General features: G+C 72.7%; 15 protein-coding genes. 8 read left to right on the forward strand and 7 right to left on the reverse strand.

The window, feature by feature from the left end; all coding sequences use genetic code 11:
* Nucleotides 1-17: 17 nt before the first annotated feature.
* Nucleotides 18-1,787: a hypothetical protein gene (locus tag IEZ27_RS34340; RefSeq protein WP_189651057.1), complete on the reverse strand. Its 1,770-nt coding sequence runs from the start codon at nucleotides 1,785-1,787 to the stop codon at nucleotides 18-20.
* A gap of 124 nt (nucleotides 1,788-1,911) precedes the next feature.
* Between IEZ27_RS34340 and IEZ27_RS34345 the strand changes: the two genes are divergently transcribed.
* The 4 genes from IEZ27_RS34345 to IEZ27_RS34360 all read left to right on the forward strand — a co-directional run bounded on the left by IEZ27_RS34345 (nucleotide 1,912) and on the right by IEZ27_RS34360 (nucleotide 4,657).
* Nucleotides 1,912-2,511, forward strand: a complete 600-nt coding sequence (locus tag IEZ27_RS34345) for an AMIN-like domain-containing (lipo)protein (RefSeq protein ID WP_189651058.1) — start codon at nucleotides 1,912-1,914, stop codon at nucleotides 2,509-2,511.
* A gap of 5 nt (nucleotides 2,512-2,516) precedes the next feature.
* Nucleotides 2,517-2,867: a cupin domain-containing protein gene (locus IEZ27_RS34350; RefSeq protein WP_189651059.1), complete on the forward strand. Its 351-nt coding sequence runs from the start codon at nucleotides 2,517-2,519 to the stop codon at nucleotides 2,865-2,867.
* A gap of 93 nt (nucleotides 2,868-2,960) precedes the next feature.
* A complete protein-coding gene (locus IEZ27_RS34355) occupies nucleotides 2,961-4,034 on the forward strand; it encodes an adenosine deaminase (protein WP_125644363.1) in 1,074 nt (357 codons plus the stop codon).
* Nucleotides 4,031-4,657 carry a PH domain-containing protein gene (locus IEZ27_RS34360; RefSeq protein WP_189651060.1) on the forward strand — a complete coding sequence of 209 codons (627 nt, stop codon included), beginning with the start codon at nucleotides 4,031-4,033 and terminating at the stop codon, nucleotides 4,655-4,657. The genes IEZ27_RS34355 and IEZ27_RS34360 overlap by 4 nt, the downstream gene beginning before the upstream one ends.
* 103 nt (nucleotides 4,658-4,760) lie before the next feature.
* Here IEZ27_RS34360 and IEZ27_RS34365 read toward each other — a convergent pair whose 3' ends face one another.
* The 3 genes from IEZ27_RS34365 to IEZ27_RS34375 are packed head-to-tail and all read right to left on the reverse strand — an operon-like array spanning nucleotide 4,761 to nucleotide 7,622.
* A complete protein-coding gene (locus IEZ27_RS34365) occupies nucleotides 4,761-5,489 on the reverse strand; it encodes an enoyl-CoA hydratase/isomerase family protein (RefSeq protein ID WP_125644359.1) in 729 nt (242 codons plus the stop codon).
* Complete coding sequence (locus IEZ27_RS34370; protein WP_229824603.1) at nucleotides 5,486-6,985, reverse strand: AMP-binding protein; 1,500 nt, start codon at nucleotides 6,983-6,985, stop codon at nucleotides 5,486-5,488. Before IEZ27_RS34370 ends, IEZ27_RS34365 begins: the two co-directional genes overlap by 4 nt.
* Nucleotides 6,927-7,622: a TetR/AcrR family transcriptional regulator gene (locus IEZ27_RS34375; RefSeq protein WP_189651061.1), complete on the reverse strand. Its 696-nt coding sequence runs from the start codon at nucleotides 7,620-7,622 to the stop codon at nucleotides 6,927-6,929. Before IEZ27_RS34375 ends, IEZ27_RS34370 begins: the two co-directional genes overlap by 59 nt.
* Before the next feature lie 110 nt (nucleotides 7,623-7,732).
* Between IEZ27_RS34375 and IEZ27_RS34380 the strand changes: the two genes are divergently transcribed.
* The 3 genes from IEZ27_RS34380 to IEZ27_RS34390 are packed head-to-tail and all read left to right on the forward strand — an operon-like array spanning nucleotide 7,733 to nucleotide 9,972.
* Nucleotides 7,733-8,551 (forward strand): MerR family transcriptional regulator, encoded by an 819-nt coding sequence (locus IEZ27_RS34380; protein WP_189651062.1) that lies wholly within the window; start codon nucleotides 7,733-7,735, stop codon nucleotides 8,549-8,551.
* On the forward strand, nucleotides 8,512-9,471 hold the full coding sequence (locus IEZ27_RS34385) for a sigma-70 family RNA polymerase sigma factor (RefSeq protein WP_189651063.1): 960 nt from the start codon (nucleotides 8,512-8,514) through the stop codon (nucleotides 9,469-9,471). The genes IEZ27_RS34380 and IEZ27_RS34385 overlap by 40 nt, the downstream gene beginning before the upstream one ends.
* Before the next feature lie 15 nt (nucleotides 9,472-9,486).
* Nucleotides 9,487-9,972 carry a GyrI-like domain-containing protein gene (locus IEZ27_RS34390; protein ID WP_189651064.1) on the forward strand — a complete coding sequence of 162 codons (486 nt, stop codon included), beginning with the start codon at nucleotides 9,487-9,489 and terminating at the stop codon, nucleotides 9,970-9,972.
* Between the two features lie 9 nt (nucleotides 9,973-9,981).
* Here the strand turns inward: IEZ27_RS34390 and IEZ27_RS34395 are convergent, their stop codons facing one another.
* Nucleotides 9,982-11,487, reverse strand: a complete 1,506-nt coding sequence (locus tag IEZ27_RS34395; protein WP_189651065.1) for an MFS transporter — start codon at nucleotides 11,485-11,487, stop codon at nucleotides 9,982-9,984.
* A gap of 156 nt (nucleotides 11,488-11,643) precedes the next feature.
* On the opposite strand from IEZ27_RS34395, the gene IEZ27_RS34400 reads away from it, so the two are divergent.
* On the forward strand, nucleotides 11,644-12,012 hold the full coding sequence (locus tag IEZ27_RS34400) for a YciI family protein (protein WP_125644348.1): 369 nt from the start codon (nucleotides 11,644-11,646) through the stop codon (nucleotides 12,010-12,012).
* 35 nt (nucleotides 12,013-12,047) lie between these two features.
* On the opposite strand, the gene IEZ27_RS34405 is transcribed toward IEZ27_RS34400, so the two are convergent.
* Complete coding sequence (locus IEZ27_RS34405) at nucleotides 12,048-13,667, reverse strand: phospho-sugar mutase (RefSeq protein ID WP_189651162.1); 1,620 nt, start codon at nucleotides 13,665-13,667, stop codon at nucleotides 12,048-12,050.
* A gap of 62 nt (nucleotides 13,668-13,729) precedes the next feature.
* The gene (locus tag IEZ27_RS34410; protein ID WP_189651066.1) at nucleotides 13,730-14,533 is read right to left on the reverse strand and encodes a purine-nucleoside phosphorylase; all 804 of its coding nucleotides are present in this window, start codon (nucleotides 14,531-14,533) and stop codon (nucleotides 13,730-13,732) included.

Here is a 14,533-nt window from a genome sequence, read left to right on the forward strand (position 1 = left end):
GGGCGGGGCCCTCTTCCTCATTCCGCCAGGGCGCCGAGCGGGTCGGAGTAGTCGATCCAGTCCGTCGCGGAGTCGTCGAAGACGGTGGCCTCGCCGGTGCGGACGTCCACCTCGGTCAGGTAGACGTCCTCGCGGTCCCACAGGCGTACGAGGACCTTGTCGCGGCTCAGCCAGCGTTCCACCCGCACCACTTCGAGGTCGTCCTCGTCCAGCCGCGTACGGGGGCCGGCGACGCGGCCGGTACGGGCGTCCATGGTGACCAGTTCGTCGTCGGCCGTCACCAGGGCCAGGGAGCGGCCGTCGGGCGCGAGCGCGGCGCCGTGCTCGACGAGCGCGGGGTCGACGCGGAACCCCCGGGTACGGGTGCGCCCGCCGTCCAGCCTGAGCGTGCTGACCGAGGCGTGGCCTGGGACGTCCGTGGCGTCCCGGCGTTCGGAGACCACGCGCGTGCCGTCGTCGTCGAGGGCGAGGATCTCGACGCCCTGGCCGCGTACGGTGCGGGTGGTGCCCGTGCTGAAGTCGAGCACCGCGCCGGCCCCCGAGTCGCCGAAGGAGAGCGAGAAGTAGCGGCCGTCGGGCGAGGAGCCGAGGCGCGCCTCGCCGTCCCCGGCCGTGGCGTCGATCTCCTTGACCACGCCCGTGGGCAGGTCGTGGACCAGGAACCGGCCCTGGGGGTTCTGGTAGACGAGCCGGTGGCCGTCCTGGCTCAGCGCGAGCGGCATGTACGCGCCGGTCGCCGCGTCGTACCCGGCTCGCGCGTCCGGCAGCCGCCATTCCGTGCCCGACCTGGTCGTGAGCACCCATTGGCCGCAGGGGAGGGGGTCGTGGGCGTCCACGTCGGAGTCGCGGCAGTAGCCGGGGTAGGCGAAGCCGACCGGGTCGGGCAGCGCGGTGGGCAGCGGGCCGGGGATCTCGTACCCGGGGCCGCCGGGGGACTGGGAGCGGCGGGCCATCGCCTCGTTCACGTTGTCGGCCACCGCGGACAGGCCCGCGGCGAGCATCGCGACGAGCGTGCCGGTCAGGCCGACGGTGGCGAACGTCCACACCGACGCCCGTACCCTGCGCCGCGTGGCGACCCGGTTCAGGACGGTCGCGGCGAGGTCGGTGTGCGGCATCTCGGCCGCCAGGTCGAGCAGGACGGCCCGCAGGACCCGATCCTCGGCCGGGGCGTCCTGGTGCCCCGGCGCCCGGGGGAACGTCTGGGGGAACGTCTCGGGGAACGCGGAGGGAGGCGGCGCGGCCGTGCCGAGGGTCCAGGGGGAGGCGGCGGTGTCGGGGGCGTCGCTCAGGGTCCAGGGCGAGGCGGTGTCGGGAGGCCGGGGAGCGTCCGGTGTCGTGGGCGGATCTGGTGTCGTGGGCAGATCCGAGGGTGTTGTGAACAGGTCGGGGTGGGAGGAGCGGAGGTGGGTGCGGGCCCGGCGCAGTTCGTCGTCGAGCGCGCCGACCCACAGGCCCGTGACCGTCGCCGCGTGCGGGAGGCTCAGCCCGTCGTGGAGGGTGACGACGACGGCCGCGCGGGTCCTCGGGGCGAGCCCGGCCAGCGGGTGGCCGTCGGGCGCGGGCGAGCGCGCGCCCGTCGCGCCCAGGAAGCGCCGGTACAGCTCGCGCAGCACGGCGTCGGCCGGGCGGTGGTAGCGGATCGCGGACCATCTGCGGCAGGCCGCGACGAGGGCCTTGCCGGCCAGCTCGCGCGCCTTGTCCGCGTCGCCGGTCAGCAGGTACGCCGTCCGGCCAAAGGAAGGGCCATAAGTAGCCAGAAAGACCGATAAATCGTTGGATTTGCTCACTTGTGTGACTCCTTGTGGGTTGATCAGCGTAGAGGGCGTCGCGGTTCCACGGAAGTGCCCAGGAAACCCGGGCCGATCCGCCCCGAAGCCGCTTGCAGGCCCGTGGGCTGGGCATCTACCGGGCATGCGCCCGTCATCCCCGTCCGGCGACCGGTCGTCGCGCCTTCGCCTCGTCGCCCCGTTCGTCTGCCTCGCCCTGCTGACCGCGTGCGGCACGACCTCGCAGAGCGCCCGGCTGGAGTCCCCCGCGGAGACCGGCCGGAGCGCCACCCCCGGAACCACCCCGTCGGACGTCCCCACCAGCACCGCCGAGGTGGACGTCGAGCGCGACGGCCTCGACCCGGCCGTGGTGACCGGCGTCCGGTACGCCACCCACGACGGCTACGACCGCGTGGTGATCGACCTCAAGGGCGACATCCCCGGATACAAGGTGCAATGGGTGAAGGAGTTCCTGGAGGACGGGTCCGGCGAGCCCATCGGCGTCCGCGGCGGGGCGTACCTGCAGCTCACGCTGTTCCCCGCCAACGCGCACGACGACGACGGCTACCCCACCTGGAAGGGCGGCCCCGTCTACCCGGCCAACCTCAAGAACGTCGGCGACGTCGTACGGACCGGCGACTTCGAGGGCCGCGTGGGCATCGGCCTGGCGCTCGCCCGCCGGGCCGGCTTCCAGGTGAAGGAGCAGTCCGGGCCGAGCCGTCTGGTGCTCGACGTGGCACACTGATCCACGTGGTGAGAGTGATCGAGGGCCCGACCCGTATCCCCGTACCCGGCGGCAAGCTCATCGACGAGCACGTGGGGCGCGTCAACAGCGGCGACGAGGAGATCTCGATCGCCCACATGACCGCCCCGCCCGGCTGGCAGGAGCCCGCCCAGACCCCGTCGTTCACCGAGTACACCGTGGTCCTGCGCGGCAGCGTGCTCGTCGAGCACGGCGGCGGCGTCGTCGAGGTGGCCGCGGGTCAGTCGGTGGTGACCTCGCCGGGGGAGAAGGTGCGCTACAGCGCCGGCCCCGACGGCGCCGAGTACGTCGCCGTGTGCCTGCCCGCGTTCGCACCGGAGACGGCCGGCCGCGACTGACCGCAGGGCCCGTTCGCGGGTGTGCCGGAAGGGTTGTCCACAGGCGGGCGCGACGTGTGCGGCTGCGGATGAGTGTGCTCATATCATGGCCAGATGAGCCCCACGCTTGACAAGATCCGGCTGGCTCCCAAGGTGTTGTTGCACGATCACCTCGACGGCGGGCTGCGCGCCGAGACGATCGTCGAGCTCGCACGGGAGATCGACTACGGGCGGCTGCCCTCCACCGATCCCGACAATCTGCGCCTCTGGTTCGAGGAGGCGGCCGACTCGGGGTCGCTGGAGCGTTACCTGGAGACCTTCGACCACACGGTCGCGGTCATGCAGACCCGCGAGGCCCTGGTCCGCGTGGCCGCCGAGTGCGCCCGCGACCTGGCCGACGACGGCGTGGTCTACGCCGAGGTGCGCTTCGCCCCCGAGCAGCACACCACCATGGGGCTGAGCCTCGACGAGGTGGTGGAGGCGGTGCTCGAAGGGTTCAGGCTGGGCTCGCAGGGGCGCGGCATCCGCGTCGGCACCCTGCTCACCGCCATGCGCCACATGGCGCGTTCGATGGAGATCGCCGAGCTGGCCGTGCGTTACCGCGACGTCGGCGTCGTGGGGTTCGACATCGCCGGGGCAGAGGCCGGCTACCCGCCCACCCGCCACCTCGACGCCTTCGAGTTCCTCCAGCGGGAGAACGCGCACTTCACGATCCACGCCGGCGAGGCGTTCGGGTTGCCGTCGATCTGGCAGGCCATCCAGTGGTGCGGTGCCGACCGGCTCGGCCACGGCGTGCGGATCATCGACGACATCACCCTGGCCGGCGACGGGTCGGCCAAGCTGGGGCGGCTGGCGGCGTACGTCCGCGACAAGCGCATCCCGCTGGAGATGTGCCCCACGTCCAACCTCCAGACCGGGGCCGCCGCCTCGATCGCCGAGCATCCCATCGGGTTGCTGCGCAGGCTGCACTTCCGGGTCACGGTCAACACCGACAACCGGCTGATGAGCTCGACGAGCGTGTCGCAGGAGTTCGCCAAGCTGGTCGACGCGTTCGGCTACGACTGGGACGACCTGCAGTGGTTCACGGTCAACGCGATGAAGTCGGCCTTCCTTCCGTTCGACGAGCGGCTGGCGCTGATCAACGGCGTGATCAAGCCGGGGTTCGCGCAGATCAAGTGGCAGCCATGAAGCACACATATCGGTCGAGGACCGCGTTCGTCCTGGGGATCGTGTGGCTGGTCTTCGTGGCGTTCAACGTGTGGGACCTGACGGCCCACTACAACGGCAAGCCGTCCATGGTGGCGCTGGCCGTGCTCGGGGCGATGACGGCGCTGGTCTACGTGGTCGCGGTCCGGCCCGCCACGGTGGTCGGCGAGGAGGGCCTGCTGGCCCGTAACCCGCTGCGTACGACGTTCCTGCCGTGGGCGTCCATCGGCGAGGTGAGCGTCACCCACTCCATCGCGGTGCGTCACGGCGGCGAGGGCGCCGACGAGCAGGTGCTGCGGTTGTGGACGCCGATGAGCAGCGCCAGAGAGCGGTCCAAGGCGCAGCGGCGCGGGGTGCCCAAACCCGGGCGGGGCGGGCGGTTCGGGGTCGAGACCACGGTCAGCAAGGCCGAGCAGGCCGCCGCCGAGGCGTTCGCGGGCAAGACCCACGCCGACTTCGTGGGCGACCAGATCCGCGAGCGCGCCGAGGCCGCCCGCGGCCGCGACGAGCCGGCGACCCCGGCCAAGGTCACCTTGTCCTACGACTCGATCGCCGTCCTCGTGGTCGCGGTCGCCCTGATCGTGGCCGCCGTGGTCATCGCCTGACCGCCACCGGCCCGGCGGTGGGCCGGTGGCAGCCCGATGGCTCGGTGGCAGCCCGGCGGCCTGGTGGCGGCCCGGCGGCTCGGTGGCGGCCGGTGGCTTGGGGTCAGGGGGTTCGGCGGGTGAGGAAGCGGGTCATGCCGGCCTGGGCCAGGCCCGCCTTCTCCACGTGCCGCGCCGCCTCGGTCTCGGCCTCGAAGGCCCGCTCGACCTCCGCCAGCGGCGGGCGCAGCAGCCGCAGGTGCACGGCGGTGGCGGTGCCCGGCCCGGTCCAGTGCCGCACGCGGGCGATCGCGGCCTCCACCAGCTCCTCGGCGGGCACGATCTCGTCCAGCAGCCCGGCCGCGACGGCCTCGGCGGCGCTCAGACGGGCCGAGTCCAGCACCAGCCGCAGCGCCCGGCCGCCGGCCAGCCGGGGCAGGAGGTAGCCGGCGGCGTTCGAGATCGACAGGCCGAGGTGGTTCTCGGGCAGGAAGTACTCGGCGGCCGGGCTGCCGATACGGGTGTCGAAGCAGAGCGTCCACTCGGCGGCACCGCCGACGGCCAGGCCGTTGACGGCGGCGACCACCGGCACCTGGGTCTCCAGCACGGCCCTGGTCAGGTCGTGGAACAGCTCCACCTCGGCCACCAGCGACTTGCCCGCCGCCTCGGCGATGTCCTCGCCCGCCGAGAACGCCCGGCCGGCTCCGGTCACCACGATGCCCCTGGCCGTACGGCCGCAGGCGCGTACGGCCGCGGCCAGGTCCAGGCGCATGCCGGCGGTGAGGGCGTTCAGCTTCTCGGGACGGGCGAGGGTGATCAGGGCCACTTCGTCGCGTACGGTCACGTCGATCATGCCGGGTCCTCCGTGGGGATGGCGGGGGCGGCGCGCTGGTCGCGGCCGGGCTGGAGCAGGTGGCGCTTCTCGATGCGGGCGGACGGGGTGAGCGTGAAGGACTCCACGAACTCCACGTACGCCGGGATCTTGAAGCGGGCCAGGCGTTCCCTGGCGTGGGCGACGACGGCGGCGGCCGTGCCGGCGTCGGCGGCGTGGCCGGGGCGGAGCTGGAGGAACGCCTTGGGCAGTTCGCCGAAGAGGTCGTCGGGGATGGGGACCAGGGCCGCGGCCAGCACCGCGGGATGCCGGGCGAGCACGCTCTCGACCTCGGCGCACGAGATGTTCTCGCCGCCCCTGCGGACCGTGTCCTTCAGCCGCCCGGCGTGCCGGATGCGGCCCATCGCGTCGCGTACGCCCAGGTCGCCGGTGTGGTACCAGCCGCCGCGGAAAGCGTGCGCGGTGGCTTCCGGGTGGTTCCAGTAGCCGAGCATCATGGGCGTGCCGTGGACCAGGATCTCGCCGGTCTCCTCGTCGATCCGGACCTCCTTGCCGGGCGGGGGCGTGCCCATCGCGCCGGTGCCGACCGTGTCGGCCGCGTCGGGGGCGGACATCAGGTCGCAGCCGCTCTCGGTGGAGCCGTACAGCTCGCGCCAGGGCGCGCCCCAGCGCTCCTCGAACGTGCGGTGCAGGTCGGGCGCGATGCCCGAGCAGAGCACGAGCCGCATCCGGTTCTCGCGGTCGAGAGGGCTCGGCGGCTGCTTGTGCATCAGCAGGGGCATGGTGCCGAGGACGTACGTGAGGGTGGCGCCGTTCTCTCTGGCGGCGGGCCAGAAGCCCGAGGCGGAGAAGCGGGGGAGGACGACGTGCGGGATCCCGCCGAGCAGGCAGAGCAGCGTGGTCCACTGCGGATCCATGTACGAGTACGCCTGCGCGATCATCAGGACGTCGTCGTCGCGCACGTGGATCAGGTCGGCGACGACCTGGGCGGTTCTGAGCCAGTAGTCGTGGGTGAGCAGGCAGGCTTTGGGGAAACCGGTCGTCCCAGACGTGTACTGAAAATTGGCGACATTGTCCGCGCTGAGGGATATGTCGAGAGGTGGGCCGTCCGTCAGTCTGTCCACCAGGTGCACCGGGCCGGGGACGCGCGGCGCGTGGGCCTCGACGGTCAGGGTGGCGACCGCGCCGGAGTCGCGCAGCACGTGCTCCAGGTCGGCGGCCTGGTAGCGCACGTTCACGGGGACGGTGACCGCCCCCGCCTTGAGGACGGCCAGCCAGCTCAACGGCCACCACGGCACGTTGTCCAGCATCACGGCCACCCGGTCGCCGGGGCGTACCCCCTGGGCGGCCAGCGCGCGGGCCAGGCGGTCGGACTCGGCGTCGGCCTCGGCGAAGCTCAGCGAGGCCGACGGGACGGTCGAAGGGGCAGCGGAGGAGAGGGCGGGGAAACGGAGGAACTCACGCTCGCCGTACGTGCCGGCGGCGTTCCTCATCAGGTCGGGGATCGTGCTGTGCATCCGGCGGCTCCCACGGGAAGTCGGGCAGCAGGCGAAGATCGAGGGGCGCCACGACCGGGACGGCGGCGCGTACGGCGGCCAGGCCGATCGTGACGAACTCCGCGCACACCTGCTCCAGCGTCGAGTCCCCGTCGGGGCGGTACCACTCGCTGGTGCCGGTGCACATGGACATGAGGGCGAGGCGGGTCAGCTTCTGGTCGGCGATGCGGAAGACGCCTTCGGCGACGCCGTCGGCCAGGGCGCTCTTCCAGCGGCTCTCGTAGGCGTCGCGCAGGGCGATGACCTCGGTGCGGGCGGGGGAGCCGGGGGTCAGGGAGCGGAGTTCGCCGTCCATGACGCGGGTGGTCAGCGGGCTGAGCGCGTGCACGGCCGTGAGCGAGGTGATCAGCAAGGCGAGGCGGTCGGCGGGACGGGCCGCCCCGGCCAGGACGTGCCCGGTCGAGTCGATCAGGCCCTGGTGGCCGGCCCGCATGAGGTCGGCCAGCAGGGCTTCCTTGCTGGGTACGTGGTGGTAGATCCCGGCGTTGGTCAGGTTCACGGCCCTGGCCAGGTCTCTGATGCTGGTGGCGGCGTAGCCGTGCCGGGCGAACAGGCGCACCGCCGCCGTCCTGATCCGGAGCTGCGCGTCCACGTCCACGGCGACCTACCGAACGTTCGGTTGCTGGATAGCCCGAAAATACCCCAAGTCCCTAGATATCGCCATAGGTTGACTCTGACACGGTGTGAGCCCCTACACCTGGAGCGGACATGTTCAGCATCGGAGAATTCGCCAGGCTGGGGCTTGTATCCGTACGCATGCTCCGCCACTACGACGCCATCGGTCTGCTGCGTCCCGCGCACGTGGACCCGCTCACCGGCTACCGCTCCTACCAGGCCGCGCAACTGGCCAGGCTCAACCGCATCGTCGCCATCAAGGACCTCGGCTTCACGCTGGAACAGGTCCGGGCGATCCTGGACGAGAAGGTCGGCGCCGAGGAGCTCCACGGCATGGTACGGCTGCGCCGGGCCCAGATCGAGGCCCGGATCAGCGCCGACCTGGCCAGGCTGCGCGGCGTCGAGGCGAGACTCCGGTCCATCGAGACGGAGGGGTACATGAACACCGCGGAAGTCGTGCTCAAGAAGCTCAGCCCGGTACGGGTCGCTCAGCTCAGCGCCAGGGCCGCCAGCTACGACGGCGAGGACGTCGGCCCGGTCATCCAGCCGCTGTTCGCCGAGATCTGCGCCCGCGTGGACCGGGCCGGCATCCGGATCACCGGCCCCGGCCTGGCCTACTACCGCCAGGAGGATGACGGCTCGGTCATGGTCCACGCCTGCCTGCCGGTCGACGTGGCCCCCGGCCCCGGCCACGACTTCGAGATCAGGGACCTGCCCGCCGTCGGCACGGCGGCCACGATCATCCACCACGGCCCGATGGAGGACGTCGGGCCGACGTTCCAGACCCTGGCCCACTGGATCGAGGACAACGGCTACCGTCCGCTCGACCTGGCCAGGGAGGTGTCCCTGCACTGCCCGGACGACCGCGCGGAATGGGTGCACGAGCTGCAGATCGAGGTGGCCCCGGTCTAGTGGAGGCGACCGAGCTGGAACACCACCGGGTCGAGCTGACCGGCTACTGCTACCGGATGCTCGGCTCGGGCTTCGAGGCCGAGGACGCGGTGCAGGAGACGTTCGTCAGGGCGTGGCGGACGTACGACGCGACGCGGGGGCCGCTGCGTCCCTGGTTGTTCCGGCTCGCCACGTCCGTCTGCCTGGACATGCTGCGGGGGCCGCAGCGCCGGGCGCGGGCGATGGACCTCGGGCCCGCGGCGCGTCCGGGCGACCCGCTCGGCGAGCCGCTGGCCGGGGACGCCTGGGTGTGGCCGGTTCCGGACGGCCGCGTGTTGCCGTCCGACCCGGCCGAGCTGGCGGTGGCCAGGGAGAGCGTGCGGCTGGCGTTCGTGGCCGCGCTGCAGCGGCTGCGGCCGCGGCAGCGGGCCGTGCTCATCCTGCGCGACGTGCTGGAGTGGCGGGCCGCCGAGGTGGCCGAGCTCATGGGTACGAGCGTCACGTCCGTGAACAGCGTGCTGCAACGCGCCCGCGCCCGGCTGCCCGCGGTCGCCCCGGAGGACGACGAGATCGACGAGACGCTGCTCGACCGCTACGTCTCCGCCTTCGAGCGGTACGACGTGCACGCCCTGGTCTCGCTGCTGCACGAGGACGCCACGATGTCGATGCCGCCGTTCGCCTGGTGGCTGCGCGGCCGGGAGGCCGTCAGGACGGTCCTGGCGGCCGCCGCGGCGCCCTGCGAGGGCGCCCGCCTGGTGCGGACCGGGGCGAACGGCGCGCCGGCCCTCGCCCAGTACCGGGACGGGAAGGCGTTCGCCCTGGTAGTCCTGGAGGTCGGCGGCGGGCTCGTCACCGGCGTCACGACCTTTCTCGATCCCGGGCTCTTCCCGTTCTTCGGCCTGCCGATGAGTTTCGGGCACGCGCTCCGTACTGACAGGTGAAGGAGGGCAAGACACATGCCACAGATCGTCGAACTTCCCGAGCGTCCCTACATCGGGATCACGAAGACCATCACGATGACCACGTTCGGCCTGGTCGCAGACCGGATCGCGGAGATGGTCGGCTGGCTCGCCGAGCGCGGGCACGGGCCGGCCGGAGCGCCGTTCCTCCGGTACCACGACATCGACATGCCGCACGACCGGCTGGTGGTGGAGGCGGGCGTGCCCGTCGCCGCCCCCGTGGAGGGCGGGGGCGACTTCCACGCGGCCACGCTGCCCGCGGGCCGCTACGTCACCGAGTCCAGCCACGGCCACCCCGACCGGCTCTCCGGCGTCATCGAGTCGCTGCTGAAGTGGGCGGACGAGCAGGGCCTGGCCTGGGACATGACGGAGAAGGGCGGGGTCGAGCACTGGGGTTGCCGGCTGGAGTTGTACCAGACGGACCCGCGGGTCGAGCCCGACCTGAACAAGTGGGACATCGACCTGCAGTTCCGCCTGGCCTGACGACACCCGTCACGCCGCGTTCGCGCGGGGCAGCAGCGAGGTCAGGAGCGCGGCCAGCACGAACAGGGCCGCGCCCACCAGGCCGATCGCGTCGAGCCCGCTGACGAACGCGGCGTGGCTGGCCCGCAGCAGCTCGGCGGCCTGCTCCGGGGCGAGCCGCCCGGCCACGGCCGCCGCGCCCGCCACGGTCTCCCTGGCCTCGCCGGGCAGGTGCGCGGGCACGGCGTGGTGGTAGATGGCCGCGCCGACGGTGCCGAGCAGGGCCAGGCCGAGCGTCCCGCCCAGGAAGTTGCCCGACTCGGCCAGCGAGGCCGCCGAACCGGCCCGCTCCGGTGGCACCGAGCCGACCACGATCCCCGTGCCCAGGGCGAACAGCGGGCCGGTCCCCAGCGCCAGCACGGTGATCGCGGTGATCACCACCGGCAGCCCGGCCCCGGCCTGCGTGAGCAGCGCCGCCCCGGCCGCCGACAACACCAGGCCGCCCATGATGGCCGTACGGGGTGCGAGGCGGCGGGTGATGGCCGGGGTCAGCGTGGTGCCCAGGGCGACGCCGAGCCCCATGGGCGCGAACCACAGCGCCGACTGCGCCGCGGTGTAGCCGAGCACCGACTGCAGGTACTGGGTGACCAGCAGCCCGGTGCCCGCCATGGACACCCCCGCGAGCACCAGCGTGGTCAGGATCAAGGTGAGCGGACGCTGGGCGAACAGGCGCAGGTTGAGCAGGGGATCGTCGAGCGTGAGCTGCCGCCGTACGAACACGGCCCCGAACGCCAGGCCGACCACGATCGCCGCGAGCGGCGCGAGGGGACCGGCCGACACGGAAGAGGCGGCCAGCTCCTTGATGCCCCAGACGACGGGCAGGATCGCCAGCATGGACAGCACCACGCTGACCAGGTCCATGCGCCCGGCGTCCGGGGCGCGGAACTCGGGCAGCAGCAGCGTCCCGGCGACGAGCAGCACCACGATCACGGGTACGGCCAGCAGGAACACCGACCCCCACCAGAAGTGCTCCAGGAGCAGCCCGCCGACGACCGGCCCGAGCGCGGCCCCGGCGAACTGGCAGGTGGCCCAGATGGCGATGGCCGTGCCCCGCTGCCGAGCGTCGCGGAACATGTTGGTGATCAGCGCGAGCGTGGACGGCATGAGCGTGGCCCCGGCGACGCCCAGCAGCGTACGGGCGGCGATCAGCATGCCGGGACCGGTCGCGTACGCCGCCGCGACGGAGGCGACGCCGAAGGCCGCCGCGCCGGTCAGCAGGAGCCGGCGGCGGCCGATCCGGTCGCCGAGCCCGCCCATCGTGATCACCAGCGCGGCGACCATGAACCCGTAGATGTCGATGATCCACAACTGCTGGACGGCGCTCGCCCCCAGGTCCACGCTCAGCCGGGGCAGCGCCAGGAACAGCGCGTTGATGTCGACCGCGACGAGCAGGGTCGGCAGCGCGAGCACGGCCAGCCCGGCCCATTCGCGCCGCCCGGCCCGCGGCTCGGCGGCGGTCTCGGTGAGATTCTGCATGTCAGGAGCCTCCTGGTGGTGTCGGTTTCACCAGGGGGTCGGAGCCGCTGTCGCGCGCTCGACACGTTTTCCGGAAATGTTGCGCCGGGCATGTCGAGAGGACCGCGGCGGCTCCGACTCCGTCACGACGAACACGTACGACCACGAGGAGAGACGATGAAGTTTCTGCTGATCATGCAGATCAACCAGCAGGTCATGGACACCCTGACCGAGGAGCAGCGCGACCTGATCCAGAACGGCCACGGCGCGTTCATGAAGACGATCCAGGAGTCGGGCGAGATGATCGGCACGCAGGCGCTCGGCGACCCGTCCACCAGCGCGGTCGTCCGTACCCGCAACGGCCTGCCCGCCGTGACCGACGGCCCCTACCTGGAGGCCAAGGAGTACATGGGCGGCTACTACATGGTCGACTGCGAGAGCCGCGAACGCGCGATCGAGCTGGCCGGGATGATCCCGGACAGCCAGATCGAGGGTCTGGCCATCGAGGTCCGGCCGGTCATGTTCACGGCCGGCGCCGACATGTGACCAGGGGGGCGGGCCCGCGTCACGGGCCCGCCGCTCTAGAGCCCCAGGTGGGCGGCCAGGTCGGCCTTCAGGCCGTCGAGGTCGCGGGCGGCGGACGCGCGGGCCTCGGCCACCTCGCCCGTCACCGGCACCACCACCTCCAGGTAGCACTTCAGCTTGGGCTCGGTGCCCGACGGGCGCACCACCACCCGGCCGTCGCCGGACAGGTGGAAACGCAGGCCCTCGGTCGGGGGCAGGCCGCCCTCGCCGCGGCTCAGGTCGTCGACCGACTCGACCGCGTGGCCGCCGAGCGTGGCGGGCGGGGCGGCGCGCAGGCGGTCCATCGCGCCGGCGATCAGCGACAGGTCCGCGACGCGGAAGCTGAGCTGGGACGTCGCGTGCAGGCCGTACCGGACGGCCTGGTCGTCGAGGAGGTCGAGCAGGGTACGTCCGTCGCGCTTGGCGGTGGCGGCCACGGCGGCCACGGTGAGCGCCGCGCCGATGCCGTCCTTGTCGTGGACCGGTAGGCCGGCGTCGGAGCCGACGCTGTAACCGATGGCCTCCTCGTAGCCGAAGACCAGCCCCTCGCCCGCCTTGATGATCCACTTGAAGCCGGTCAGCGTCTCGCCGTAGCGCACGCCGTGGGCCTGCGCGATCTTGCTCAGCAGGGTCGAGGAGACGATCGTGGTGGCCACCAAACGGTCGCCCGTGGTGTGGGTGATCACGTGCTCGGCCAGCAGGCCGCCGACCTCGTCGCCGGTCAGCATGCGGCACGAGCCGTCGGGCAGCGGCACGCCGACCGCGCACCGGTCGGCGTCCGGGTCGTTGGCGAGGACCAGGTCGGAGCCGAGCTTGGCGGCCAGCGCGATCGCCAGGTCCATCGCGCCGGGCTCCTCCGGGTTGGGGAAGGCCACCGTCGGGAAGTCGGGGTCGGGGTTGCGCTGCTCCTCGACGGCCATCGGCGTCTCGAAGCCCGCCGCGAGGAACGCGCCGGTCAGCGTGCCCGAACCCACCCCGTGCAGCGGCGTGTACGCCACCCGCAGGTCGCGCGCCTCGCCCAGCGGCAGCGCGGTCACCGCGTCGATGTAGTCGTCGACGATGCCCTCGCCCAGCTCGGTGAGCGTGCCGGGCCCGTCGAGGGGGAGCTGGTCGACGCGGCCCACGGCGTCGATGGCGGCCGAGATCTCCCGGTCGACCGGGGGCACGATCTGGGAGCCGTCGCCCCAGTAGACCTTGTAGCCGTTGTCCCTGGGCGGGTTGTGGCTGGCCGTGACCGTCACACCCGCGTCGGCGCCGAGGTGGCGTACGGCGAAGGCCAGCACCGGGGTGGGCAGCGGCCGCGGCAGCAGCGAGACGTGCAGGCCCGCGCCGGTCAGCACGGAGGCGGTGTCCCTGGCGAACACGTCGGACTTGTGCCGGGCGTCGTAGCCGATCACGACGTGCTTGCCGGCGCCGAGCACGCCGGCCAGACCGGCGGCGGCGCGCATGACGGTGACGCGGTTCATCCGGTTGGGGCCCGCGCCCAGCTCGCCGCGCAGGCCCGCGGTGCCGAACTCCAGCTTGGCCTGGAAACGCTCGCGGAGTGCGGGCAGGTCGTCGTCCTCCAGGAGGGCGGACAGTTCGGCCCGGGTGTCAGGGTCGGGGTCCTGGGCCAGCCACTGACGGGCGCGGCGCATCAGGTCGGCGTCCACGGGCGGGAGCGGCACGTCGCCGTCGGCCTCGGGTGGGATGTCGGCGGTCACAGGCGGTCCACCACCTTGGCCAGCAGCACGCCCATGCGGGCGGCCGTGGTGCGGCCCACCTCCAGGACCTCCTCGTGGTTGAGCGGCTCGCCGGACAGGCCGGCCCCCGGGTTGGTGACCAGGGAGACGCCGAGCACCTCCAGGTTCGCCTCGCGGGCGGCGATGGCCTCCAGCACGGTGGACATGCCCACCAGGTCGCCGCCGAGCGTGCGCAGCATCCGGATCTCGGCCGGCGTCTCGTACGTCGGGCCGCGGAAGGCCACGTAGACGCCGTCGGCCAGCGTCGGGTCGATCTCGCGGACCAGGGCGCGCAGGCGGCGCGAGTAGACCTCGGTGAGGTCGATGAACGTCGTGCCGGTGATCGGGTTGGCGCCGGTGAGGTTGACGTGATCGCTGATCAGGACCGGGTCGCCGACGTTCTGGGTCTCCGGCCGCAGGCCGCCCGCCGCGTTGGTCAGGACGAGCGTGCGCACGCCCGCCGCGGCCGCCGTGCGCACGCCGTGGACGACCGCTTCGACGCCCAGGCCCTCGTACAGGTGCGTACGGCCGAGGAAGACCAGCGCGTGCCGCCCGGACGGGGTGCGGACGACGCGGATCTTGCCGCCGTGCCCGGCGACGGCGGGTGCGCTGAAACCGGGCAGATCGGTGAACGGGATCTCGGCCACGGTCTGCCCGATCGCGTCAGCGGCGGGAACCCACCCCGACCCCATGACGAGGGCCACGTCGAAGGTGTCGAGGCCGGCCGCTCCGGTCAGGACGGCGGCGGCCTCTCCGGCCAGGGTGTATGCGTCGTTGCTCAC

Origin of the sequence: Nonomuraea spiralis (genome assembly GCF_014648435.1) — a bacterium.
GTDB classification, from domain to species: Bacteria; Actinomycetota; Actinomycetes; order Streptosporangiales; family Streptosporangiaceae; genus Nonomuraea; species Nonomuraea spiralis.